The 25,809-nt window shown below is 51.8% G+C and carries 25 protein-coding genes; 23 read left to right on the forward strand and 2 right to left on the reverse strand.

The features are described from left to right. The first annotated feature begins 730 nt into the window (after positions 1-730). From BMW46_RS07925 to BMW46_RS07940, 4 genes are all read left to right on the forward strand, one after another. Entirely contained in the window at positions 731-2,416 is a 1,686-nt protein-coding gene (locus BMW46_RS07925) for an autotransporter outer membrane beta-barrel domain-containing protein (protein ID WP_177171057.1), read from the forward strand. Between the two features lie 338 nt (positions 2,417-2,754). After that, a complete protein-coding gene (locus tag BMW46_RS07930; RefSeq protein ID WP_074706951.1) occupies positions 2,755-3,084 on the forward strand; it encodes a c-type cytochrome in 330 nt (109 codons plus the stop codon). Positions 3,085-3,109: 25 nt separating this feature from the next. Further along, the gene (locus BMW46_RS07935) at positions 3,110-4,132 is read left to right on the forward strand and encodes a hypothetical protein (protein WP_074706954.1); all 1,023 of its coding nucleotides are present in this window, start codon (positions 3,110-3,112) and stop codon (positions 4,130-4,132) included. A 25-nt stretch (positions 4,133-4,157) separates the two neighbouring features. Beyond that, entirely contained in the window at positions 4,158-5,702 is a 1,545-nt protein-coding gene (locus BMW46_RS07940) for an FAD-binding oxidoreductase (RefSeq protein ID WP_074706956.1), read from the forward strand. An 85-nt stretch (positions 5,703-5,787) separates the two neighbouring features. On the opposite strand, the gene BMW46_RS07945 is transcribed toward BMW46_RS07940, so the two are convergent. Continuing rightward, the gene (locus tag BMW46_RS07945; protein WP_074706959.1) at positions 5,788-6,462 is read right to left on the reverse strand and encodes a PEP-CTERM sorting domain-containing protein; all 675 of its coding nucleotides are present in this window, start codon (positions 6,460-6,462) and stop codon (positions 5,788-5,790) included. A 147-nt stretch (positions 6,463-6,609) separates the two neighbouring features. Here BMW46_RS07945 and BMW46_RS15875 point away from each other — a divergent pair, with 147 nt between their 5' ends. Together BMW46_RS15875 and BMW46_RS07950 are read left to right on the forward strand one after the other, a co-directional pair. After that, positions 6,610-6,843, forward strand: coding sequence for an alcohol dehydrogenase catalytic domain-containing protein (locus tag BMW46_RS15875; protein ID WP_305728729.1), 234 nt, complete (start codon positions 6,610-6,612; stop codon positions 6,841-6,843). Positions 6,844-6,864: 21 nt separating this feature from the next. After that, complete coding sequence (locus BMW46_RS07950) at positions 6,865-7,707, forward strand: NAD(P)-dependent alcohol dehydrogenase (RefSeq protein WP_305728730.1); 843 nt, start codon at positions 6,865-6,867, stop codon at positions 7,705-7,707. A 68-nt stretch (positions 7,708-7,775) separates the two neighbouring features. Here the strand turns inward: BMW46_RS07950 and BMW46_RS07955 are convergent, their stop codons facing one another. Beyond that, a complete protein-coding gene (locus BMW46_RS07955; protein ID WP_074706961.1) occupies positions 7,776-8,681 on the reverse strand; it encodes a LysR family transcriptional regulator in 906 nt (301 codons plus the stop codon). 112 nt (positions 8,682-8,793) lie between these two features. Between BMW46_RS07955 and BMW46_RS07960 the strand changes: the two genes are divergently transcribed. The 17 genes from BMW46_RS07960 (at position 8,794) to BMW46_RS08035 (ending at position 25,664) form a co-directional block, all read left to right on the forward strand. After that, positions 8,794-9,660 carry a pirin family protein gene (locus tag BMW46_RS07960; RefSeq protein WP_074706964.1) on the forward strand — a complete coding sequence of 289 codons (867 nt, stop codon included), beginning with the start codon at positions 8,794-8,796 and terminating at the stop codon, positions 9,658-9,660. A 170-nt stretch (positions 9,661-9,830) separates the two neighbouring features. Further along, positions 9,831-10,397, forward strand: coding sequence for an NADPH-dependent FMN reductase (locus tag BMW46_RS07965; protein WP_074707354.1), 567 nt, complete (start codon positions 9,831-9,833; stop codon positions 10,395-10,397). A 45-nt stretch (positions 10,398-10,442) separates the two neighbouring features. Beyond that, positions 10,443-10,844 carry a hemerythrin domain-containing protein gene (locus tag BMW46_RS07970; protein ID WP_074706967.1) on the forward strand — a complete coding sequence of 134 codons (402 nt, stop codon included), beginning with the start codon at positions 10,443-10,445 and terminating at the stop codon, positions 10,842-10,844. A 66-nt stretch (positions 10,845-10,910) separates the two neighbouring features. Then, positions 10,911-11,522, forward strand: a complete 612-nt coding sequence (locus tag BMW46_RS07975) for a hypothetical protein (RefSeq protein ID WP_074706969.1) — start codon at positions 10,911-10,913, stop codon at positions 11,520-11,522. A 155-nt stretch (positions 11,523-11,677) separates the two neighbouring features. Continuing rightward, the gene (locus BMW46_RS07980) at positions 11,678-13,444 is read left to right on the forward strand and encodes a thiamine pyrophosphate-requiring protein (RefSeq protein ID WP_074707357.1); all 1,767 of its coding nucleotides are present in this window, start codon (positions 11,678-11,680) and stop codon (positions 13,442-13,444) included. A gap of 1,631 nt (positions 13,445-15,075) precedes the next feature. Next, positions 15,076-15,510, forward strand: coding sequence for a hypothetical protein (locus BMW46_RS15565; protein WP_074706972.1), 435 nt, complete (start codon positions 15,076-15,078; stop codon positions 15,508-15,510). Positions 15,511-15,619: 109 nt separating this feature from the next. After that, positions 15,620-15,841 (forward strand): hypothetical protein, encoded by a 222-nt coding sequence (locus tag BMW46_RS15120; RefSeq protein ID WP_143121431.1) that lies wholly within the window; start codon positions 15,620-15,622, stop codon positions 15,839-15,841. Positions 15,842-15,847: 6 nt separating this feature from the next. Next, entirely contained in the window at positions 15,848-16,420 is a 573-nt protein-coding gene (locus BMW46_RS07995) for a terminase small subunit-like protein (protein WP_074706976.1), read from the forward strand. A gap of 17 nt (positions 16,421-16,437) precedes the next feature. Continuing rightward, positions 16,438-17,691: a PBSX family phage terminase large subunit gene (locus BMW46_RS08000; protein ID WP_074706978.1), complete on the forward strand. Its 1,254-nt coding sequence runs from the start codon at positions 16,438-16,440 to the stop codon at positions 17,689-17,691. Beyond that, a complete protein-coding gene (locus BMW46_RS08005; protein WP_074706981.1) occupies positions 17,688-19,679 on the forward strand; it encodes a portal protein in 1,992 nt (663 codons plus the stop codon). The genes BMW46_RS08000 and BMW46_RS08005 overlap by 4 nt, the downstream gene beginning before the upstream one ends. Before the next feature lie 13 nt (positions 19,680-19,692). Further along, on the forward strand, positions 19,693-20,268 hold the full coding sequence (locus tag BMW46_RS08010; protein ID WP_074706983.1) for a hypothetical protein: 576 nt from the start codon (positions 19,693-19,695) through the stop codon (positions 20,266-20,268). After that, entirely contained in the window at positions 20,269-21,849 is a 1,581-nt protein-coding gene (locus BMW46_RS08015) for a right-handed parallel beta-helix repeat-containing protein (protein WP_074706986.1), read from the forward strand. 269 nt (positions 21,850-22,118) lie between these two features. Further along, complete coding sequence (locus BMW46_RS15360) at positions 22,119-22,256, forward strand: hypothetical protein (protein WP_177171059.1); 138 nt, start codon at positions 22,119-22,121, stop codon at positions 22,254-22,256. Between the two features lie 151 nt (positions 22,257-22,407). Beyond that, on the forward strand, positions 22,408-23,226 hold the full coding sequence (locus BMW46_RS08020) for a hypothetical protein (RefSeq protein WP_256377001.1): 819 nt from the start codon (positions 22,408-22,410) through the stop codon (positions 23,224-23,226). 86 nt (positions 23,227-23,312) lie between these two features. Continuing rightward, positions 23,313-23,963: a heparin lyase I family protein gene (locus BMW46_RS08025; protein ID WP_256377014.1), complete on the forward strand. Its 651-nt coding sequence runs from the start codon at positions 23,313-23,315 to the stop codon at positions 23,961-23,963. A gap of 85 nt (positions 23,964-24,048) precedes the next feature. Further along, positions 24,049-24,927 carry a hypothetical protein gene (locus tag BMW46_RS08030; RefSeq protein ID WP_074706994.1) on the forward strand — a complete coding sequence of 293 codons (879 nt, stop codon included), beginning with the start codon at positions 24,049-24,051 and terminating at the stop codon, positions 24,925-24,927. Continuing rightward, positions 24,927-25,664 carry a heparin lyase I family protein gene (locus BMW46_RS08035; protein WP_074706997.1) on the forward strand — a complete coding sequence of 246 codons (738 nt, stop codon included), beginning with the start codon at positions 24,927-24,929 and terminating at the stop codon, positions 25,662-25,664. Before BMW46_RS08030 ends, BMW46_RS08035 begins: the two co-directional genes overlap by 1 nt. Positions 25,665-25,809 lie beyond the last annotated feature (145 nt).

The raw sequence follows: 25,809 nt of genomic DNA on the forward strand, positions 1-25,809 counted from the left end.
GGATGCGCAATTCCAAGGCACAAGAAAGGCCAGGGACTACTAAGGATAAAGGGCCAAGGGGTTGCTTTAAGTGTCGCTCTATCATATGCTCATGGATTAACAACGGATTCTATTTGAATCCGTCTGTAGCTTACTCTGATTCCATCATGTGCCGTTGTCATTTGCCCGTCAAATATCAGGAAAACTTTCCGATAAATTCACCTCATTGTCTGCCTGAGTACGTTTCCGCATCTTTTCAAGAATTACCTCAATCCGGGTGTAACGCCCCGCCGTCATAACTTCCACCACCGTCATAACTTCAGCTTTCGATCTTTGAAAAGTTGCAGGGCCGGTAGTTGCCTCAGTTCAAATTTATTTCTGCCGTGAACCGCATTTCCGGCTGCGGTAGGACATTTCTACTACCGTCAATCTGGACGCTCCCCGGAAGAGGGGGGGAGCCAGGGCTGGATTATTCCTGTAGAGCATGGCAAAAAGAAAAAAATCAGCTTCTCTTTCTCTGTGTACGAAATTCATCATTGCTTTGTTGGTGACTACGGTTGCACCGTTATCCTCTCGGGCTCAGCAAGGGCTTATCTGGGATGTAAGCAGTATCGAGAAGGGAATGAGCCGTAATAACGATACCCGGAGCACAATTTCTGCCACTTTGCCTAATGGCATAAGTTCTCAGTCATGGCTCCACAAAACGCGGTTTAGCGGTGCCGAAGATACATTTCAGAATAATACGAATAATGTGAAGGACTCCTCCCACCTGATATTCAATCAGCCGGACAGTATCCACTATGACGGTACGATTTCGGGTTCGGGCTTCCTGAATAAAGCCGACTTAGGTATGCCGATATTATCAGGAGATTCGGGTGCATTCGGGGGGCATACCACTGCCCAAAGCAGCATCCTGACGGTAAATGGAATGATGGACGGCGCCCTGCACGTGTTGCACCATGCTTCCCTTCACGGTACCGGACATATAGGAGCCACGACGGTCGAAGGGACGGTGTCCCCGGGAAATTCGATTGGCATGCTTACGGTTCACGGCAATTATGTCCAGCTTCATGGTTCCACTTATGAGGTAGAAATTCATCCCGACGGTGCCAGCGACCAGGTCATTGTCACAGACCTTGCTGATATACAAGGGGGAACAGTTTCTGTTATTCCCGCAGGTGAGGAGTTCACACCTGGCAGTCGCTTCACCATCCTGACAGCGAATAGCGGCTTGACCGGAAAATTCGATTCACTCACGCATGGCCTAATCAACCTGGGTATCTCCTATGATCCTACTCACGTCTACCTCGATGTTTTGCGCTTTTGCGATATCGGGGAGACGCCTAATCAGTGTGCGACAGGAAGCGCAGCCGAGCAGTTGGGTGCCAGCAATCCTATCTATAAAGCGATTGTTCATCAGCCGGATCAGGAGAGCCTGCATCAGGCTTTTAATAGTCTTTCCGGCGAAGGGCACGCGAGTATTCAGGGTATGATCATTGAAGACAGCCGTTTTATACGGGAAGCGGTTTCAGACCGGGTCAGGCAAGCTTTCCATCTGGTGGGTGCGCAGTCCTCGGATACTCCAGGACATATCCTTCAACAGAACTCTGCTGCCGATGGAGCATTATGGGGACGTGTCCTGGGTTCGTTTGGTCACCGGGATGGAGGTCTTAATGCGGCCCGTATCGGGCGTGCGCTTGCTGGAATTTTTGTGGGCGGAGATATGCAGATCGCCGATAAATTTCTTCTCGGCTTTGCCGGAGGATACACGCAGGGATCCTATGAAGGAGCGCGTCTTTTCACCGCTTCAAGCGACAATTATCACGTTTCCGTTTATGGCGGCGGACAATGGGGGCCTCTTGGCTTACGCGTGGGTTCCGCATACATCTGGCACGATCTGGAGACAGGGCGGGACGTAATCTTTCCAGGTTTTTCAAATCACCTCAATGCCGAATACAATGCTCGCGGAGTACAGGTGTTCGGCGAGGTTGGGTATGGTTTGCCCCTGAACGTCATCTCACTCGAACCGTTTGCACGGCTCGCTTACGTAAACCTGCGTACAAAAGGTTTTCAGGAGCGTGGAGGGATATCAAGTCTGCGCAGCGGTAGCAGTCAGCAGGATACCGCATATACCACTCTGGGCGTCAATATGGCGAAGACGCTATCCCGACTGGAGAAGATAGTTACCACGCTTCGCGGGAGCATTGGATGGCGGCATGCCTTCGGTGAGATGACGCCGGTTTCGACTTTTGCTTTTGCCGATGGCTCACCCTTTGCCACAGCCGGTGTGCCTATTGCCCGCAATGGAATAGTCCTGGGCGGAGGCGTGGATGCGCATGTCCTCGGAGCTGCGACCTTGGGTATTTATTATCAGGGACAAATTCTTCACAACATTGCCGATCACGGTGTACGTGCCAACTTCAGTTGGAGATTCTGAGTTTGACGCCTGGCATTTTTCCAATCGGCTGTCCGTCACTTTTTACCTTTCCAGGCTCGCAAAAACCTCTGTCGGTGCGGGGATATGCCAGGGAATGTAAGTTATCAAGCAAACTCAACCTTAATCACTGAATCGTTTTTCTAATGTCATAGACGTCTGTTACAGTGTTTCCATCAACTCAAAACCGTAGGAAGAGGGCGATGCAACCTATAATAAAAATTGACGGCGGAACAAGGTAAACTCCACATTTTATCCACGTAAACATTAAGGTGTATCCGTAACCAGGCGATAAGGCAATGAAATGTCTTTTCGACTAAGATTCTGCCTAGAGGAATAATATGAGAAAGACAAACCCCGTGAGGACTGTGACTGCGCTCATGCTCTCCATGTCAGTGGCCGCGGCGATGATGGCGGATATCGCGTGCGCGGCTGCGGAAACCAACGCTGACAAAGGGTTCCGGTGGAGAGATGGTGTAGAAGTTTATTCCAAGGTTTGTGGTTATTGCCATGGAGGTCAGGTAGGGCCTCGCATTCTGGGTCGAGAACTTCCGCCGGAATACATTCGTGCCATCGTACGAAACGGGAGCAGGGCAATGCCTCCATTCCGGCCGTCGGAAATCGACGATGAGTCGCTGGCGAAATTGGCCGAATATATCCAGCGCAATTAATCGACAGCGCGGATTGAGGAGGGAAATGGTGAACGTACGCAGACGTAATCTCATGAAAGGCTTGGTGACGGGAGGAGCGCTATTGGCGCTTGGAATCCCTCTACGAGTGTTTGCAAGTACAACGGCTGGAAGCGTGCGGAAATTTGGATTAATCCTGGGAAATACTCCAGCAGACGCGGCATTCGCAGCCGGAGTGCGTACTGCTTACGCTCTCAGCAGTAATGTACGGCTAAACGGAACTGCTGAAAGTGAGGCGGCAGGGCGAACGGAGTCGATTGGGAAAGTCTGGTTCTCTCCACCCCGCGTGATAAAACTGACAGGCGGATTACTTAATGAGTATGAGGCGGTGGCGAAACTGCTGGAAGGTGCTCGTGGAGTACGTTGGATTGCCGTCATGGATGATGGCAGTGCGGCAGTTTTTATGGAATTGATGCGCAGTGCCGGTGCAGGACTGATTCTTCGGGGTTCACACGCATTTTCCGGTCATGGCGCCTTCGGCCGCTCCAGCTTCTCCCGGGATGTTCCCGAGCTTCGGCATGTGTGGACTGCCGCATCCCCAGAATTCAGCGCGGGCGATGTCCTCGCGGAGAAACTTCTTCCGGGTTACAGCAGTTTTTCTATTGTAGAGGATTTTCTTTCAAGCCCACATTCCGCTGCTGGGATGTTGGCTCGCAGAGTAAATAAGCCTAAACCGGGCTTCTTCAGTTACCGATTGGATGGGTTTGATGATATTCATCTTCATTGCTCCGGTCTTTCAGCAGCCGATGGCTGTGAGTCGGTGGGGTGGAGCAAGGCCGGCACGTGGGTGCCCCTCAAAGGACAGGAGCTCGAATCGGAGGAGGGCCCAGCGCCACCGAGGCATCCACAGTTGCAATTCACCGGCTGGATTGAATCCGTAGGATATGCTGCCATGACTGCCGCGATAGGGTTGCATTCATATCAAATTCCGTGCTCCCGACGCGCATTTGTACATCAGCTACCGCTCGTTACACGTCCTCGACGGAATATACGAACCGAACGATTTGCCTCATTCGTGATAGAGACCTAACCCGGATAGGAGCAAGGGACTCAAAATGTCAAATAAATACATCGCATTGCCGAAAGGAATATCCGAAAAGACTTTCGATTCTGCCATAGCGGATTTTCGCAGTGTACTCGGCGACGCAGCCGTGTTTACCAGTGCACAGCAGCTTGCCCCTTACATCAAAACGATGATGCCCGTGCCTGATTCGGATCACGCTCCATCCGCCGCGTTGATGGCGACGACGGTGGAGGAGATTCAGAAAATTGTCGGGATATGTAACCGGTACAAGGTTCCCATCTGGACCATTTCCACTGGAAAAAATCTGGGCTATGGCTCAGCGGCACCGGCTGAACGCGGACAGGTTGTGCTCGACCTCAAGCGAATGAACCGCATACTGGAAGTCGATAAAGATCTGGCCTATGCCCTGGTTGAGCCGGGAGTGACTTATAAGCAGCTTTATGACTATATCGCCGAGCACAAGCTGGGACTGTGGTTATCCATGCCCGCTCCTTCCGCAATTGCAGGACCGGTTGGCAATACGCTTGATCGTGGAGTCGGCTATACCCCCTACGGAGAACATTTCCTGTTTGCCTGCGGTATGGAGGTGGTCCTGGCAAATGGCGAAGTGCTGCGCACCGGAATGGGGTCGATGCCGAATTCCAATACCTGGCAAGTGTTCAAGTGGGGATACGGACCCTATCTGGACGGGATTTTCACTCAATCCAATTATGGCATCGTCACCAAGTTTGGCTTCTGGCTTATGCCCGCCCCACCTGCTTTCAAGCCCTTCGTCATTCAGTACGAGAATGAGGAAGATATCGTGGAGATCGTGGAAATCATTCGTCCGCTGCGCATCAGCGGGGTAATCCCAAATGCGGTTGTCATTGCCCACGCATTATATGAGGCCCCGGTCAAGGCCCGCCGCAGTGACTATGTGACCGGCCCCGGGTCTATTCCGGATGCAGCAGTGCGCAAGCTCGCGAAGGATCATCACTTGGGAATCTGGAATGTGTATGCAGCCCTGTATGGTACGCAGGAGCAGATCGACCTCAACTGGAAAATTGTGACGCAGGCGTTCGGTAAATCCGGCAAAGCGAAGATTCTGACCGAGCGGGAGGTGGGTGACGATCCTGCCTTTAAATATCGTGCAGCTCTCATGCGCGGCGACATGACACTTCAGGAGTTCTCATTGTACAACTGGCGTGGGGGCGGTGGCTCCATGTGGTTTGCGCCGGTGTCTCAAGCAAGGGGAAGCGAGACACTGAAACAGATGGCGTTAACCAAGCAGATCCTTGCCAAGTACGGTCTGGATTATTCCGGGGAATTCATCGTCGGAATGCGCGATATGCATCATATCGTAGACGTGCTCTATGACAAGACCGACCCAGGTCAGGTCAAGGCGGCATACCAGTGTTTCGATGAACTGCTGACGATCTTTTCTGCGCAGGGGTATGGGACCTACCGCGTCAATACGGCGTTTATGGACAAGGTGGCGGAAACATACGGACCGGTACAACGTCAAGTCCACAAGACGCTAAAGAAGGCGCTGGATCCGAACGGTATTCTGGCGCCGGGAAAATCCGGTATTCGCTGACCCTTTACTGGCCGATAAATTCAATCGGCCAGCAGGACGTACATTTTTAGTGAGGGTACCTCCACTGAGGGGAGGTGCTTCTTAATCAGGATAACCCGCGACGACTCCTTCTTGTCCCGATCCACCCGATCAATGTAAGACCGGCGAGCATCATAGCGTAGGTAGCGGGTTCGGGAGCAGGGGACACCGGCCCTTCTTCGATGGCAAGATTCACGCGGGCAGAAGTGGAAGGATTGAACTGAAGGTTCTCGACATTAATCAGCAGTTCATCCCCCACCAGACGCACATCCGATGGTTGCAATCCCAATGTTGTCACGCTGTTGTCAATTTCTGCTGCGGCAATGCTCCTCGCGGTCTCGCTGTCAAACTGAAAAACAATTGTATTCTGGAACCCGGCACCCAGCCGTGCGAAAGGGGTTGAGTTGGCAAAGTCGATGGTAATGTGGTCGTTGGCGATATCGATAGCAGCATTAACAAGATTTGGCGCGAATTCAGACTGTCCTCCTGTTGCCGGATTGAGGAGGTTCATGATGAACTGCGTCGGGCTGGCATGCTCGGGAATCAGCTTGCGGGTCGTTATTGCCACCTGGGGGTATTCGACTCCAGGTCCCGCCGTCACTGTCCGCTCGATAGAGGTAATGACCGGGGAACTGGATGATGTATCCTGAAGGACTGTTCGAAGGGTGACATCGGCACCGTTCAGCCCCGCATAGGCGGGCATGGTTAACAGGAGAGTTGTTGTCAGAACAAGCTTTTTCATCTTTCGCTCCTTGTATTATTAATGTTAGAGAGTTACGAATCAGCTAAAACATTTTATGAATGTGGCACTTGGAATTCAATTCTATAGCTAAAATTGAGGATAAGGTAATTTTTTATATGGGCAGAAATTTCTGCCGCTTCTACGCATATGATGAAAATCCGGGCAGCGACAATTCGACAGAAGGGCGGACCATTCAGGATCGAGAATTTGACTCTGGATGAGCCACGGCCCGACGAGGTGCTGGTTCGTATCGCGGCTACTGGCATGTGTCATACCGACATGGTAGTGCGCGATCAGCTCTATGATGTCCCCCTGCCGATCGTGCTCGGGCATGAAGGCGCGGGTGTTGTCGAACGGGTAGGCAGCAACGTGAAAAAGTGACGGCTGGAGATGCTGACCTATATGCGGTGTGGACACTGCAGTCCGTGTCTCAATGGAGATTTAACCTATTGCCGGAATTTCTATGCACTGAATTTTGGCGGCGCCAGGGAAGATGGCAGCAGCTCCACTCGCGATGCGAGGGGTTCGCTTCATGACCATTTCTTCGGTCAGTCGTCATTCGGGACTTTTGCTCTTACCCACGAACGTAATGCGATCAAGGTGCCGAGGGAAGCTCCGCTGGAACTTCTTGGTCCGCTTGGCTGCGGCATTCAAACTGGTGCCGGTGCAGTGATGAATGCGCTTAAAGTCAATCCAGGCGCCAGTCTTGCGGCTTTTGGCGGGGGAGCGGTAGGACTGAGTGCGGTAATGGCGGCTCGCGTCACGGGCGCCACAACGATTATTGCTGTGGATGTCGTTCCGTCCCGGCTCGAGCTGGCGAGAGAGCTCGGGGCAACTCACACGGTGAATAGCCGCGAAACCGATCCCGTTGCGACGGTGCGCAAGATCAGTGGCGGGGGGGTAGAGTACACTCTTGAATCCAGCGGTCGCCCGGGGGTATTGCGCCAAGCCATCGATGCGCTGGGTATCCGCGGCACTTGCGGCATTGTCGGCGCACCCGCTCTTGGGACAGAGGCCAGCTTTGACGTGAATGGCGTAATGACCACCGGCAAGCGCATCCTGGGGATCATCGAAGGCGATAGCATACCGGACCTCTTCATACCAGCCCTTGTCGAGCTTTATATGCAGGGACGCTTTCCATTCGACAAGCTCGTGAAGTTTTACCCTTTTGACAGGATCAATGAGGCGGCAGAGGATAGCGAGAAGGGTATCACTATCAAGCCGATTATCAGGTTGGCATTATAAGAATCCTATGCTTCCGCTTCTTGCATATGCGGGAAAGGCAGGGAAAACCGCTTCCGTGAATATTGCACTCAATCCTCATGCAGTAAGCGAAAACGCTCTGCGAGAAAATCAATGAGCGTTCGCACCGATGGCAGAAGGCCGCGCCGAGATGGAAATACAGCGTGGACAATTTCCCGGTGAGGGGTCCAATCAGGTACGAGCCTGACCAGCGAACCTGCCGCCAAATGATCACGTACCATCAGCACAGGCAGCTGTACGATTCCCACACCGGCCAATGCCGCATTTCTTAAGGTAATCATATCGGTGGTGATTAAACGCGGCATGTGATGAAGTGTTGCCTGGGCGCCATCCGGGCCATGCAGTACCCATTTATGGATTTGTTGAGGCGTTCCCAGTCCGAGGCTAGGCCAGTTGCTCAACTCGCCGGGTGTGCGAGGAAAACCGAAGTGCCGTACAAGCGCCTGATTCCCCACCAGACACTGTCCCCGATCAGCCAGGACCCGCATGACCAGATCACTATCCTGCAAGGGTGGTGGTCGCACGCGAATGGCTACATCCACTGCTTCGCTCAGCAAATCCACACGCCGATTGGTGGCCTCGAGATGGAGCGTGATATGGGGATAATGCACCATAAAATCGGCCAGCATCATCCCGACATTCACATGCAGTAGCGCCACGGGACATGTTAGACGGACGACACCCCGAGGTTCCGCTTGCATTGCGTCTATTGCTTCCTGAGCGGCCTCTGCTTCCACCAGCATCGCCTTGCAGTGCTCGTAATAGGTTTGCCCGACTTCAGTAACCGTAAAGCGACGTGATGAACGTTGGATCAAGCGCACTCCTAGCCGCTCTTCCAACGTTGCGATGCGACGGCTGAGCTTTGATTTCGGTATTCCCAGCGCTCGGCCTGCCTGGGCAAAGCCACCATGATCGACTGCCTGGACGTAGTAGTAAAGATCATTCAAATCTTGCACTGCAATGCCCTATCGTCCTAAAAATAGGACTCTGATAGCTATTTTAGCAGTCTACACACTTACTGGCTTCGAATCTATACTTTTACTACATTCTATTAATCAGGAGTTCGACATGAAAAGAATTCTCGGTATCTACAATGCACCTCGTCCCCATTGGGTGGGAGATGGCTTCCCTGTGCGTTCCATGTTCTCGTACCAAAGTCACGGCAAGCAACTCAGTCCTTTCCTGTTGCTCGATTATGCAGGGCCAGCCGATTTTTCACCTGCTGACACGCCTCGTGGTGTGGGTAAGCATCCCCATCGTGGTTTTGAGACCGTTACTATCGTTTACAAAGGCGAGGTGGCGCACCGCGACTCGACCGGACAAGGTGGAACTATCGGTCCAGGTGACGTGCAATGGATGACAGCGGGCGGCGGTATCCTGCACGAGGAGTTCCACTCCCCAACATTCACTGAATCCGGCGGCGTACTGGAAATGGTACAGTTATGGGTGAATCTGCCAGCCAGGGACAAAATGACTGCACCCCGCTATCAAGCCATCCTCGACCGTGATATTCCAAGGGTAGCGCTCCCTGGCGAGGCGGGAACGGTTCGCGTGATTGCAGGCGAGTATGCTGGTCATGCGGGTCCAGCCAGAACCTTCACGCCAATGCACGTCTGGGACATGCGGTTGAAACAGGGGGGGTTGAGCGAATTGACACTTCCTGAAGGATGGAACGTGGCAGTGATTGTTCTGCATGGGACCGTGCTCGTGAATGACGAAACAGTTGCTCGTGAGGCGCAGATGGTGGTGTTGGATCGGGCGGGTCGAGGCCTCTCGATTGAAGCCAACAACGACGCTGTAGTATTGCTGCTAAGTGGCGAGCCCATTGACGAGCCCATTGTCGGTCATGGCCCATTCGTGATGAACAGCCAGCAGGAAATTATCCAGGCCATGAATGATTTCAACAGCGGTCGCTTCGGGCAAATAACCCACTAGTCCCAGTTTGCTGTTTCCGGCGGAGCAACAGTTATTTTCAGTCGGGCAGGGATGATTCGGTCCAATCGCACATTCCTGCGCGCGTCAAATGAGGGGCAGGATCGGGCGGGGACGGATAGCAGGAGTTCGTTCCTTCGCTTTTAGCTATCACAATGAACGAAAGGAAAAACATGACTCTTAGACTTCACATCATTATCTGCAGTACTCGGCCCGGCCGGGTGGGACCCTCCGTTGCCAGATGGTTTCATGAATTTGCCGTACAGCACGGAAAATTTGAGGCCCTGCTGGTCGATCTGGAGGAATTCAATCTGCCGGTATATGATGAACCCGAACATCCAGTCCGTCAGCACTACCAGCATGAGCATACGAAGAAGTGGGCGGCGAGCGTGAGTTCGGCAGATGCCTATGTATTTGTGACGCCGGAATATAATTTCGGGGCGCCGCCTTCTCTCCTGAATGCGCTCAATTATGTTTACAAGGAGTGGAATTATAAGCCTGCGGCATTGGTAAGCTACGGTGGAGTCTCAGGTGGCATGCGCGCGGCGCTGGTTGAAAAACTTACTCTTACGACACTGAAAATGATGCCCATGATGGAGGCGGTCGCGATCCAGAATGTGTCGGCACATCTGGATGATGTCGAAAATTTCGTTCCGGACGACCACCATATGAGTTCGGGTACATCCTTGCTCAACGAACTCCATAAATGGGCGGTGGCGTTGAAGACAATGCGGCAATGAACTTTAACCCTGTTTATCGTAGTCAACTTCATTATCACTCTTGAAATGTCCCGGATCGGCGCATTGCTCTCGTTATCCCGTGAACACCATACTTCACTGGTAGTGGCGCGGGATGCGCGACGTGCAGCCAGTACCGGCGACCCCGCCGTATTATCCGCAGCTATCAGGGATATCGAGAGCCATTGGGCTACGCTTCTAGTCCGGCATTTCGAGGTGGAGGAACGGTTGCTGGAAACCGTGGGGAGCGCGTTCGCTGCAGAAGTGGCAGCACGAATCCGCGCAGAACACGAAGAGCTGCGGAGGCTGGCGTGCAATACCTGCGAGCTTACTCCGATAGACCGGTTACGCCGGTTCGGCGAGCTTCTTGGTTCGCACGTGCGTTACGAGGAACGAATCGCTTTTCCACAGTTGCAATCGCATTCATGCATCACCAAGGCGGATATATAGCATAGCCTGTGCAGACCGCTCACGTTTTTCCAGAAAACCTGTTAGTCAAAAGTCAAAAGGAGACGTATGCATTTTCCCGATTTCTATGAAAAAGCACCTGTGATACGCACTCGCGATCCATTCGCCGCTATGCTCGGGGCGGCGCGCGACGGCGTGCTGGAATACCGTTATGTTGATGCCGTACGTCTCGCTGGACATTCCTGCCCTACAGTTGGGGGCGCGTTCCTGGTGGGGCGTGCAGCATTGGCCGCTCTGTACCCTGATGAGCCCGCGGAACGCGGTAATATTGCCGTGTATATGCCGGCGCCAGAGCACGAAGGGGTGACGGGTGTCATGGCGCAAGTGCTGACTTTGCTCACAGGGGCTGCTTCCAGCAACGGTTTTCATGGCATTCGCGGACAATTCCGGCGCCAGGGTTTGCTCACTTTCGCAGAGCAACAGGAAGGGGAGGCGATTATCTTCAAACGCCTCGATACGGGTGCAAGCGTAGCGGTGCATCTCAACGTCTCGCCGGTGCCGGCGAATCCTGCTCAGGGAGAACGGTTGACGGCCATCCTGGAGGGTCATGCCAACGACCTGCAGCGGGGGACGTTTGCCCAGGCATGGCAGGAACGTGTACGCCGCTTGCTATTGGAGTTTGCGGATGATCCCGACGTGATAAGAGTGAGGCCTGTATGACAGTCCTGCATTAGCATTTGGCACTCCAATCCGGATAGCAGGGGAAAATGCTGACAAAAGTCCGGATTTATGTTGCTACCGTGAGCTACCGCACAATGTTTCGTGCACGTTTATGCGATGTTTGGGAGCAAGAATATTCCCAACAGAGTTCAATCATGAAAGAAACGGTCAGCGATTTCCTGGTTCGACGTTTGTCCGAATGGGGGGTAAAACGTATCTTCGGCCTTCCTGGCGACGGCATCAACGGCATTATGGGGGCAATCAATCGAGCTTCAGATAAGCTCGAATTTATCCAGGTCAGGCATGAAGAGATGTCGGCGTTCATGGCGTGCGCCCATGCCAAGTTCACGGGGGAAGTGGGCATTTGCCTGGCCACCTCGGGCCCAGGAGCCATCCACCTGCTCAATGGTTTATATGATGCCAAGCTCGATCATCAGCCGGTGGTGGCGATAGTAGGTCAGCAGAAACGTACCGCTCTGGGGGGCAGCTACCAGCAGGAAGTCGATCTTGTTTCGCTCTTCAAGGATGTGGCGCATGAGTATGTTCATATTGTGACAACACCGGGGCAAGCGCGCCACGTGCTCGATCGGGCTATGCGTATTGCAAAGGCCGAGCATAACGTATGCTGCGTTATTGTTCCCAATGACATCCAGGACATGGAGTTTGTGAAACCCCCTCACGAACATGGCACGATTTATTCGGGAGTAGGATATCGGCCTCCCCAGGTGATTCCAGAGGTTGAGGACCTGCAACGGGCTGCGGATGTCCTGAACGATGGGTCGAAGGTGGCGATTCTGGTTGGCGCGGGAGCATTGAACGCAACAAGTGAAATTCTCCAGGTGGCTGATCTGCTCGGCGCGGGAATTGCCAAGGCGCTACTGGGAAAAACCGTGGTCCCTGACGATCTGCCTTATGTGACAGGGACAATCGGCATGCTGGGCACAAAGCCGAGCTACAGCATGATGACCGAGTGCGACACACTCCTGATGATCGGTTCCAGCTTTCCCTATTCCGAATTTCTGCCTGAGGAGGGGCAGGCACGCGGCGTCCAGATCGATATCGATGGACGAATGATGAGTATGCGGTACCCGATGGAGGTAAACCTCGTCGGGAATAGTGAGGATACGCTAAAGCTGTTGATACCGTTACTCAAAAGGAAGGAAGACCGTACGTGGCGCAACCGTATCGAGAGCAATGTCGACGAGTGGTGGAAGAAAATCGAGGCAAGAGCGATGGAGCCGGCAAACCCCATCAATCCCCAGCGTGTATTCTACGAGTTATCCCCACGGCTTCCGGATAATTGCATTCTCACAGGCGATTCGGGTTCTTCAACTTTCTGGTATGCGCGAGATATTCGAATCCGTAAAGGCATGATGGCTTCGCTCTCTGGCGGTCTTGCTACGATGGGATCAGCCGTGCCCTATGCGATCGCGGCTAAATTTGCGCACCCTGACAGGGTGGTAATAGCCGTGACAGGAGATGGCGCCATGCAAATGAATGGCATGAACGAACTCATTACCGTCGTCAAATACTGGCGGCATTGGAGCGATCCACGACTAGTGGTACTGGTTTTGAATAATCGCGATCTGAACCTGGTAACCTGGGAGCAGAGGGCCACTGAGGGTGATCCAAAATTCGATGCCGCTCAGGATCTTCCGGATGTCCCATACGCAAGTTATGCAAAATTGATTGGTTTGCACGGTATACGCGTCGATCGCCCGGAAAATATCGCCAGCGCGTGGGATTGTGCCTTGGCCGCAGATCGGCCGGTGGTGCTCGAGGCATGTACCGATCCGAACGTGCCACCGTTGCCACCCCATGTCACTTTCAAACAGGTGAGAGCCTATACCTCAGCAATCATGCAAGGTGATTCAGACTCGAGGGAAATCTTCAGGGAGACAGTCAAGCAGATTTTTGCCTGATCAATTTGGTATGCTGGTGCAGCACGGATAATTCAGCTCGCAATCCAGTTTGCGGTGAATTCGTTGTTGAAAATCGACGCACTGCTTTCGAGTAGGGCGGTCTAGCTGGTAAGCCATTCACAGTTCCGAGTGCCTGTTAGTGCGTCCGCAAGCGTTTGACCGTTACTGGAACCACACTATTTGATGGACAGACCGGCTGCAAAGAGATAAGCATTGAGTACTGCTATCATTGATGCTCCCCTTGTTGTCGCGTAGGTGGCGTTCTACGAGGCAAAGTTGTGCTATGACTTTTCTGCGGTGGAAGCTCGCCATTTATCGTGTAGATAGGGCATGGTCCTGAATACCCTGGTATCGAGGGGGATCGCGTTGAGGTGATCTTGATGACTTGTCGGGCACCGGTTCCTGTCCCTGCTTCCGCAGTTGCATCTCTGTTCAGGTTTGGGGGATTACAAATGATATAACCATTGAATCTGTGAAGAGGCGTCCCGTGCGGCATGTAACTGCCGGGGTATTGAAAGCCGGATACCGTACCAATATAAGGCTGTATAGGCAGCACAATGACCGGCCGGCCAAATGAATACGCGTTGAACTGGGTGTCATGATGAGCTTGTGCGGATACACCAGGCTGATTTATGAGGGCCGGAGAATAAAGAGACGAGTAAAAAGAGCTGCCAAGGGTACTTGGTGCCTCTTCCGCTAGGGATCCGGCTACCGGAACAATGCCTTCTGGCACACCCATTTCCCCCGCTCCCAACTCTTGTGCTGTAGCGTTTGAATATGGCAGACCAAATATAAGAAGCGTTACGAGTTTTTTTATCACAGAATTTCGTTTAAAAGTATGAATAAGGCTTTGGAAGCAGGAGAGAGGAGGGTGTTTAGTCGACTCAACGACCTCTAATTTATAGCACTGGCGGGGGGAAAATCAATTTTGCTGTGGTTGGATAATTCAGGGGAAAAATCCCTTTCTCTTAAGGTCAAGTTGGTAGCAACAAATAGCTTGACAATGGTGAGTAACGGTGTATAATATGCCTCCATATTGTGGATTTTCGTGCACGGACACAAAACTAAAAACTCGTTGTAGCGCTTGTACATAGCCCGCCTCGTGCGGGTTTTTTATTGCCTGCTTTTTAAGCGGGTTTTTTATTATCCGTCGAAGCCTAATATTATCCATGCACAGTATCAAATAAGAAAAATCGGCAAGTAAGTTGTTTTTTTACTTGTAGTAGCAGGGGTAATGAAACTTTGGCAGAAGATAAAAATGTTTGCAAGAAACTGTACCCTGGCTATCGGGTCAGGAAATAATTGAACCGGTATGATCGATATGTCGTGCCTGCCTATTGGCCTTACAGCTTCATTTATTGATGTCAGAAGACGAAGCGAAGCTGAAACAGTGCGATAGGCTCGGTGCTTCAATAAACATCCCCTGAGTCTCGTTCATCACCTCGATCCTTGCAACCCAGATCAGAGCGAATGAGAGACAAAGGAGGGCCTAGGATCAGCTTATTCATATGTTCAGTTAATTCTAAACCCGTATCCGGTCTTTGCAGTAACAGTCAACCCGCCTGGAGCGGGTTTTTTTATGTCCGCTTCTCGCGGATTTTCGAGGCAATAATACAAATGTTTATCAGAAAATGATTACGGCACTCAAACCAGTGATTAACGCCATCGAACCAGTAATTGAGGCAATCAGACCAAGGATTACGGTAATCCTGACTGCCATTTTTGCAGCGTTTGCTTTTACCGGTGGATACTTTGTCAGTGATTGGCGATCTGCATCGCAGCTGCAGCGCTTGAATTCGCAGAATGCAATATTGTCGGCGGCAAGCGAAAAGTGCGCATTGGATATCCGATCGGTGAGGACAGCGATGAGTACGCTGACAGAAGTGGCGGCTGAGAGAGAGAAGAATGCAACTGAGGCAATGCGTCATGCGGCGGCTGTTGCGGCAAAGCACACGAGTCGCGCAAAGAAAATCCGTGCCCTTCCAGCAGTAGCAGCCGAACATCAATATGAGGCAATCACGAGAGAGCAGATAGAGTATGTGCAGAGCCGCCATCAGACCGATTAGATCCAACCCCGCGTATTCCCGTAGCACCTCCTCGCGACTCAATCGCTGCCTACCAGTCCACCTGGCGCTAGTTTTTGCGACCCTATTGGCCGGTTGTGCGGGGAAGCCGGTGATTCAGACTCAGGTGATCGAGAAACCTGTTGCTGTCCCTTGTCTCGTTGACAGTCCACCCGAGTGCAAATCGGCCTACGCGGTTGATCGCGTGTCAGTCAAGGACGACCCTCTGACGATCAATAGAGCGCTACGTACGGAAATAGAAGAAAGATCGGCATGTGAGGTCAAATTACTTGCCGCATTGAGAGGATGCAAGAAGGGTATGAGGAGCATGTAAAAGGAAATGGAAAGGGAAGCGCTGATAAAGCCGGCCATGTGTAAATTTGAGGGTGAAGTATCCAGCGAGGAAGCAGAAAAAGGTGCAGTAAGCGTAGAGCCCGCGAGTCCGAAAAAGAGCAGTCGAGCCATAAAGAGGCGTGAGGTACTTGATGCGATCTTTGCTGGCATTTCACTTGGAAAATCGGCTCGTGCGATGTGTGTGGAGGTCGGTATCAGTCAGAGGGTTTTATGGAACTGGCTGGCGAGTGACGAAGAACTCATGCGCCAATATCAACGCGCCAAGGAGCTTTGCGTGGATGCCTATGCGGAGGAAATCATCGAAATTTCGGACGAGGGATCGAGAGATACGTATGTTGATGAAAAGGGACGGGAGGTCATAAACCGGGAGGTTATTGCGCGTGCGCAATTGCGCATCGATGCACGCAAATGGTATGCCGCCCGGCTTGCACCAAGGAAATATGGCGACAAATTACCTGCTACCAACGAGGGCGGCGATGCCAAGAAATCTGTGCATAACATTGCGATAGCTTTTGTCGCTCCGGAAGATAGAGGCAATGAGCCAAATGTGTCGTCGTAAATGGCGGCTCAAGTGATATGACCCCCCATAGAGCTGAATTTCCGATAAAGCTCAGGTTTTTGTTTGAACCGGCACGCTACAAGATTTTATACGGGGGAAGAGGGGGTGCAAAAAGCTGGGGCGTTGCCAGGGCATTATTGATTCAGGCGGCTGCAACCCCATTGCGCATCTTGTGTGCGAGAGAGTTTCAGAATTCTATCGTCGAATCCGTGCATCATTTATTGAAAGCACAGATAGAGGCCATCGGCTTAAACTCATTTTACGAGGTGCAAAATAACGTTATACGGGGAACAAACGGTTCCGAGTTCATCTTTGCCGGTCTGCATAGCAACATAACCAGGATCAAGTCGTTCGAGGGTGTGGACAGGGTCTGGGTGGAAGAAGCCCAGACAGTGAGCAAGACAAGTTGGGATACGCTTATTCCGACTATTCGTAAAGAGAGGTCGGAAATCTGGGTGACTTACAACCCTGAGCTCAATACCGACGAGACTCATCAGCGATTTGTAGTCAATCCTCCTGCTGGCGCTGTCGTAGTAAAAATCAATTGGAATGACAACCCATGGTTTCCGGAGATACTGCGACGGGAGAAGGATGAACTGAAAGCGCGTGACCCGGATGCTTACCAGAACATATGGGAAGGGAATTGTAGGGTAGCGCTGGAGGGAGCGGTTTATGCGAAGGAGCTTCGATTGGCACAGGAAGAAGGAAGGATACGAAGCGTGCCATATGATGAGGCAAAGCCGGTACACACCTTCTTTGATCTCGGTTGGGCCGACAACACCAGCATCTGGTTTGCGCAGACTGTTGGCAACGAACTCAGATTGATCGATTACTACAGTAATAGCCAGATGCCAATTCAGCATTATATCGGAGTGCTGCAAAACAAAGGGTATATGTATGGTACAGACTGGTTACCGCACGATGCCAGAGCCCGGACGCTGGCAACCGGACGCAGCGTGGAGGAAATTATGGTTGCGGCGGGGCGAAAAGTAAGAATCGTGCCAAATCTCTCCATCCATGATGGTATCAACGCGGCGAGAACGGTCTTTCCACGTTGCTATTTTGATGAGCTGAATTGTGCAGAAGGCCTGCAGAGCCTGCGGCATTATCGATTTGATGTCGATCCTGATTCCGGTCAATTCAGCGCAAGGCCCTTACATGATTATCACAGCCATGCAGCCGATGCCTTTCGCTATTTTGCCGTGGCAATCGAGGAGGATAAACCGGCTGTGAGCGCACGAGGTATTAATATGAAAGGTTGGCGGGCATGACTGAGGCAGGTGTTACGGCAGATATTTCGATTGAGGCTTACGACAAAATATGCCGGGATATTCGGGATCAACCGAAGTGGCGGTCGGATTCGGACACGGACTGTGATTATTACGACGGCGCACAGACCAGTTCGGAGGTGATCGAACGACTGAAGATGGCCGGTATCCCGCCTCAGGATTCCAATCTGATCAAACCGACGATCAACGCAGTATTGGGGTTGGAAGCGCGTAGCCGAGCGGATTACAGGGTGACGGCGGACGATGAGAGTCAGGCAGAGATTGCGGAAGGTCTTTCCGCAAAAATCAAGGAGGCCGAGACCGAGTCACGCGCTGACCGGGCCATGTCGGACGCGTATTCCAGCATGATTCGGGCGGGCATTGGGTGGGTAGAAATATCCCGGGAATTTGATGCGCTCAAATATCCATATCGTATCCGGGAGGTGCACCGTAACGAAATTTATTGGGACTGGAGTTCAAGGGAGCCGGATTTGTCCGATGCGCGATATCTGCGACGCGATAAGTGGATAGACCGGCTTCAGGCTGCACTTATGTTCCCTGACCGGGCGGAAATCATTGCAAATAGCTGGAAGGGATGGAACGGAACCGACGTATACGAAGGTTATGACAATGGCTTGGCGAGAGCGTATGAAATCGAGCAGGCCTGGAATCGCAACCAGGAAGATTACCTGAACCGGAACTCGGGTATGGTCAGGCTCTCCGAGTTATGGTATCGGCATTTCGAGGATGCATACGTCCTGGTATTGCCCGATGGAAAGATAATCGAATACCGCGAGGATAACCCATATCATCAGGCAGCGGTTGCCCAAGGTCTCGTGCAGGCCCAGAAATCGGTTCTCACCAGGATGCGGGTCTCGATCTGGTTGGGGCCGCATAAACTCATGGATGTTCCGAGTCCATTACCTCATTCAGATTTTCCATATGTTCCATTCTGGTGCTTTCGCAAGGATAGGAGTCGAGCTCCTTACGGATTGATTCGTGATATGCGGGGACCGCAGGATCAGATTATCGATCTGGATATTCTTCTCTATGAAGTCCTCAATTCGGTAAAAGTCGAAGTGGACAATGATGCGCTCGATCTCAGCCAGAATTCTTATCAGGAGGTTGCGAATAATATAAGCAGTCTGCGCTCGATGACCATCCTCAACTCTCAGCGAAGGAATACCAGTGGCTTCAGGGTAATACGTGAGCATCAGCTTGCGGCTCAAGTGTTTCAGCTCGTGCAGGAACGCAAGCGCAGGATCGAGGAAGTGGGCGGAATCTACCGCACTATGCTGGGAGCGCATACCTCAGCAAGCAGCGGTGTTGCGATCAACAGTCTGGTGGAGCAGGGGTCGACCGTGTTGGCGGAGCCCAATGATAATTTTCGCCATGCTCGCCGACTTGTTGGCCAGCAACTTCTTGCGCTGATCAAGGAGGATCTGATTGGAAGACCCGCTCAAATTACAGTCCAGCAAGGTAATAAACCCAAGGTGGTTTATTTCAATCGCCAGTTGGATGACGGGTTGGTACACAACGACATTGCTTCTGCAATGGTCAAAGTTGTGCTTGAGGATATTCCTGCTACTCCGACATTTCGGGCGCAGCAGTTGCAAGCCATGTCGCAAATCGTACAAGCTGCGCCCCCTCGGTTCCAGGCCGTACTTTATCCGGTAATGCTCGAGCTGTCCAATGTCCCGAACCGGCATGAGTTGGCCCATCAGTTAAGGCAAGTGGCCGGCATCGACGATAATCCCCGATTCCAGGCTTTGCAGCAGCAAGTGCAGCAGATGATACAGGAGGCGCAAGGGCAGATTGATGAGTTGCAGCAGAGATTGGGAGAGGCTGAGCAGCAGCTTAAGGATAAGGCATGCGAACTTGACTTGAAAGCGTATGCGCAGGCGCATAAAGAGGATATGGATGATGCGAAACTCCGTCTGGAGGCGGAGAAGATTGCTGATTGTCATATAGGTAACGCATTATCCGCATAAAAGGAGTAACAAGATGATTCGGTTTCTGAATGATGAAACTGTGGCGGGATACAGATACGGTAAGGGCGCAATTTCCAGGTTTGATGATGTGACTGAGGCGATTTTGATCGCTCAAGGTGATGCTGAAGATTATCCGGCAGTTACTAAGCCGGTAGAGGTACTGTCGAGTTCGGCTGTGGCTGCCTCATGCGCCTTGACAGCGGCGGATGAAGTTTTGGGGTCGTTTACGGTTCATGCGGGAATCATCGGCGTCAACAGCATCCTCCAGATCGAGCCGGTGTGGACATTCAGCAGTAGCGCGAACAACAAGATTCTGAAAGTCAGGGTTGGTAGTGTGACAGTTTACAGTGCCACCCGCACTATGTCTGTCAAAGAAGCGCCACTGATCGTTCTGGCAAATCGTAATTCCCTGACGTCGCAAATACAACCTTACGACAATGCGTACGTAACGGCAGGATCGGATACTCCAGCAACTTACACTATTAACTTTGCAAACAGTGTGACGGTCGATATTACCGGACAGAGAGCAAGCAATGGCGATGCGCTTAAACTCGAATACTATCGAGTGCTGCATTTCGTGGGGGATTAAATGGCAGAGTGGTTCATTCGTCCTGACACGTCACACAGCGGAACGCGCAACGGGCAGTCTTATGATTTTGCCTGGGGAGGCTGGTCTGAGATTGTTTGGGGCAGTGCGGGAGTGGTCGGCGGTGATACTCTCTACGTGTGCGACTCACATTCATATGCCGCAATCCTTACCATAGGTGCGCACGGCGCAACGTCAGGCAGCCGCGTGACTATTCGGGGGGATTACACGGGCCATCCGGGTGTAATCACGTTTTCTTCCGGAACTTACTACATTGATGCCAACAGAAATTATACGACTATAACTGCGCTGACAATCAACGCGGGGAATAACGCTTGCATCTCTCCAGGGGGCGCACCACTAAAAGCCCTTTGGATCACAAACTGCACATTTTCGTGCGGCGCAGAAGCTGCAATCAGATTCAGGACATTCAATACCTGGGCCTACGAAGATTGCATCATCAGCGGGAACTCTTTCAACGGGGGCTCAGGCTCGACTGGTGGCTCTGCAATCCAATGGTATAACACGGCAGCCGTGGTGAGTACGATAAGCAACCTTCAGATTTACGGCAACACTTTTACCAACTGCTCATCGCAACGAGCCGTGATCCTGCTCAGGGCGCTGAATACGGTAGCCGTCGGGACCAAGCTGTCTGACATTGTGATCCGGGACAATACCTTTACCAATTGCTCTGCGGTCGCGGTGGAGGCGTATGGGCCGGAAACATATGGAGTGCATGCGGGAATACGAGTTTACAACAACAGGATAACCAACCAGTCCCAAGTCGGTATTTTGGGCGGCGGGTTTTCAATTGGTGGCTTTGGGCCATCAGCAACCCCGGGATTCGGCACAAACGACATTTACAACAACTGGTGTTCAGGGCTTCACGGGTTAACAGGCTTCTGCAACCCGATGTATGGGACATACCGCATTTTCAATAATTACGCGGAGAACATTACCAGTACTGACATAGATGGGTGCGGTGTGCTGTTCGATCATCAATGCAAGGATTCGGTGGCTTTTTCAAACGAATTCAGAAACATTACCGGCGACAGTTCGACCGGCAACTACAGAAGCGGATTCGGCATACTCGTACTTGATGCGACGAATGTAACAGCCTTCGGAAACTTGATCGTAAATTGCGTGACGGGTATTGCATTCGGAAACAAGGGTCCGGGGCAGTCATCTAATATTCACAACAATACTTTTGTTAATTGTTTCCAAAGTGGCGTGTATCTCGTCGGTGGCGCTAACAATACGACAAATATTGTGCGCAACAACATATTCACCACAAACAACAAGGCTCTTCCGGCAGTGAAGGTAGATTCGGCTGCGTGGACCGGCGAATCTAATAACTGCTTTTATGGATTTGGCGCACCATCCAAGCATACTCTGGCAGCATCGACAATTACAGCCGATCCACAACTGAATAATTCCTATCGCCCTCTGGCAGATGCGACAAAGCGCAAAGGCGTTTACCTAGGGGGCAAGGACTTCTACGGAAAACAGTTTTATAACACTCCCAATATTGGGGCAGTGGAAGACGTAACGAACACCCCGCGTTATACATTGAGATATAGATAGAACCAAACAGATCAATCAGGAGCCGCCTCTGGAAACATTGGCGGCTTTTTATTGGCTTTCGCTCATGCGAATGCGCTAGCGGCGATTATGCAGTTGTAGTGTTGAAACCCCTGATCAATGTGCTTCTTGTGCTTGCTCGGGGGTTTCTTTTTGAACCCTGCTCAAGGCAGGCCCGCTCACTGGGTTAAGTAGTTTGGAGGAAAGATGGAAGTGGATCAGCTTAATTCGCAAATCTTACCCCGGAACAAATCGAGATATCGGAAAGCGGCTTGGGCAAGCTTGCGGAGGTTCTAGGCAGGCAGGAAGCACCGGAGGAAGAGGAAAAGGAGAAATCCGGCCCCGATGTGAAGGATGCCATGCTCAGCAAGGAGAGCGACGATGAAGGTGAAGATAGTCTGTCATTCTGAACAAGAGCGGCAAGGGAACTGCTCCCTATAGAAGCACAAGGAGTTGCGGGTAGAGAACTATTTAATATTTGGATAAACGGAAAGGGCAAATATGATTCGATTTCTGAGCGATACAACTTTATCAGGATATCTTTACGGGAAGGGAACTGCTGTGTCCTTCGATAAAAGTGTTGAGGACAGTCTGATAGCACTGAAGAGTGCTGAAGCGTACGATCCTGACGGATTCCATCCTTATTACCACTTTCACGGCTTCACGGGAAACCAGGTTGCAGACGACGATAAATTTTACGATCTGACAGGAATAAACCATGCTTCGCGCGGCGTAAACCTGTCGGTCTCGCAACTGTGGACGCCGAATTCCGGCTATGCGTCCACGATTGACCCGGCAAGCGGTGCAACCGATTCCGTATTGCGCATTCCCAATCTGAACTATGACTATGCGGGTGGCGAGAAGCTGATTATCTGGTGGCTTGGCAAGGTTACGGCAGAAACAATACCTGCCCGGATGATGGGCGATGGTTATGGTACGTCCCCAGGACAGGGAGGCATTCGTATCGCATTATACACAACCGGATTTGTCGGTTTCGTACTGTCGGGTGCTACCGAAGTTTACTCTTCAAATGGGCACAAGAGCATTTCCGGCGGCGTGCACAGTTTTGCCATAGCCATAAGCGGTGGTGGGCAGAAGGGGCAGCACGGCATATGGGTGGACGAGGAATATTCATTCTCTGAAGGCTCATATACCTCGCTAGCCGGCGGGATAGATACACGCAATTCCAACACGTTCAACATCGGCACATCCTACCCTGCGTCTGCCAAATCCACTTTGGGTATCGCAACGGCTACGAGGGCTTTGGTAATACTCAAGCTTCCTGCCAGCTATCCCATGCCTTCTGTGGGAACTCTGACAAGTGTTTTTCAACAGCTTCGCTCGAATCCGGGCAATCCCATTTTGAGGAGCGCGTTCTGATGACTCAGTTATCCAATTTTCCTCTTGACGTCGACTTCGCCGGTACGTATTTACAGGCAAATGGCATCGAGGGCCCGGGAAATAAGATGCTGAGCGGAATTTCTGATCGACTTGAGATTATCAACGGAGCAGCCAGAACAACGTTATACGGTGCGGACCGGCAAACAAACTACGGGTACAGAACCGAAATACGACTCGGAACATTTCCTAATTCCGGCGAATGCTGGTCCTCAGTAGATTTCATGATTGATCCCTCGTGGACAACTAACGGAGTTTCTGGTCTCGGTTCCTGGTATCCGACACCGGATGCCGGGGAAGAGTTGCTTGTTAAGCACGTCAATATCGGTTTGCGTCTCGTGAATAGAGATACGCTCTTTGTGAATGTCCCTGCTGCGGTGTTGCCTGCTGTAAGTAGTACGGGCAAGACAGTTGCGATTGCCAAGATACAGCAAGGGCAGTGGCATACTGTAACGATCAGAGTAAATCTGCAAACAACTGCTGTTGGATGGCGCGAGGTTTATCTGGACCACGTGAAGATTTTCGGGGAATACAACGTACCCACGGCTTATGAGGACGCAGTTGGTCCCAGTTTCAAGATGGGGCCAAGAACGCTCGTCCAGGACTATGACAAGGTGAGAATGTGGGTACGGAACGCCAAGCAATGGATTGGCAATGAAAGTTTCTCGACGGTGATGAGGGAAGCGCCAGTGTCGCCCTCGAGAATGCTGCGGCAATAACGTTTTAATCAGACTCTATCGAGCCGCCTCTGGAAACAGTGGCGGTTTTTTTATTTGGATAAACGGAAAGGGAAAGGGTAAATATATGATTCGATTTCTGAGCGACACAACTTTGTCAGGATATCCTTACGGGAAGGGAACTGTTGCGTCCTTCGATAAAAGTGTTGAGGACAGTCTGATAGCACAGAAGAGTGCTGAAGCATACGATCCTGACGGATTCCATCCTTATTACCACTTTCACGGCTTCACGGGAAAGCAGGTTGCAGACGACGATAAATTTTACGATCTGACAGGAATAAACCATGCTTCGCGCGGCGTAAACCTGTCGGTCTCGCAACTGTGGACGCCGAATTCCGGCTATGCGTCCACGATTGACCCGGCAAGCGGTGCAACCGATTCCGTATTGCATATTCCCAATCTGAACTATGACTATGCGAGTGGCGAGAAGCTGATTGTCTGGTGGCTTGGCAAAGTCACACCCGAGGGTTCGGTCGCTCGAATGATGGGCGATGGTTATGGTACGTCCCCAGGACAGCGGGGCATTAATATTGTATTGCAAACAACCGGACTTGCCGGTTTCGTACTGTCGGGTGCTACCGAAGTTTACTCTTTAAATGGGCACAAGAGCATTTCCGGCGGCCTGCACAGTTTTGCTATAGCCGTAAGCGGTGGGGCGCAGGGGGGGCAGCACGGCATATGGGTGGACGAGGAATATTCATTCTCTGAAGGCTCATATACTTCGCTAGCCGGCGGGATAGATACACGCAATTCCAACGCGTTCAACATCGGCACATCCTACCCTGCGTCTGCCAAATCCACTTTGGGTATCGCAACGGCTACGAGGGCTTTGGTAATACTCCGGCTGCCTGCCAACTATCCCATGCCCTCCGTGAAAACTCTGACAAGTGTTTTTCAACAGCTTCGCTCGAATCCGGGCAATCCCATTTTGAGGAGCGCGTTCTGATGACTCAGTTATTCAATTTTCCTCTTGACGTCGATTTCGCCGGTACGTATTTACAGGCAAATGGCATGGAGGGGCCTGGAAATACCATGCTGGCCGGGATGAGCGATCATATCAAGATTGTGGATGGAGCGGCACAACTGACGCTGTATGGCACAGACGCAGAAACAAATTTCGGTCATAGAACCGAAGTCAGTTTTCCTGCATTTCCTAATTCCGGCGAATGCTGGTCCTCAGTAGATTTCATGATTGATCCTTTGTGGACAACTAACGGGGTTTCTGGTCTCGGTTCCTGGTATCCGACACCGGATGCCGGGGAAGAGTTGGTTGTTAAACACGTTAACATCGGTCTGCGCATTGTCGATCAGGAAACGCTTTTTGTGGCCGTCCCCGCGACTACGCTTCCGGCAGTAACTTCAACCGGAAGGATTGTAGCAGCAAGGAAGGTGGAAAAAGGCAAGTGGCATAACGTCACGATTCGCGCAAATCTACAAACAAACGCTACCGGCTGGCGCGAGGTTTATCTGGACCGCATGAAGATTTTCGGGGAATACAACGTACCCACGGCTTATGAGGACGCAAATGGTCCCTATTTCAAGGTGGGACCAAGAACGCTTTCTCAGGACTATGACATGGTGAGAATGTGGGTACGGAACGTCAAGCAATGGACTGGCAACGAAAGTTTTCCGGCGGTTATGGAGGAAGTGCCAGTGTCGCCCTTAAGAATGCTGCAGCAATAACGTTTTAATCAGACTCTATCGAGCCGCCTCTGGAAACAGTGGCGGCTTTTTTACTGGCTTTCATGCGAACGCTAGCGGCAATTGCAGTAGTAGTCCTGGAAACCTCTGATCAACGCACTTCTTGTGTTGCTCGGGGTTTTTTTGA

The organism is Nitrosospira multiformis, assembly GCF_900111585.1.
GTDB lineage: Bacteria > Pseudomonadota > Gammaproteobacteria > Burkholderiales > Nitrosomonadaceae > Nitrosospira > Nitrosospira multiformis_B.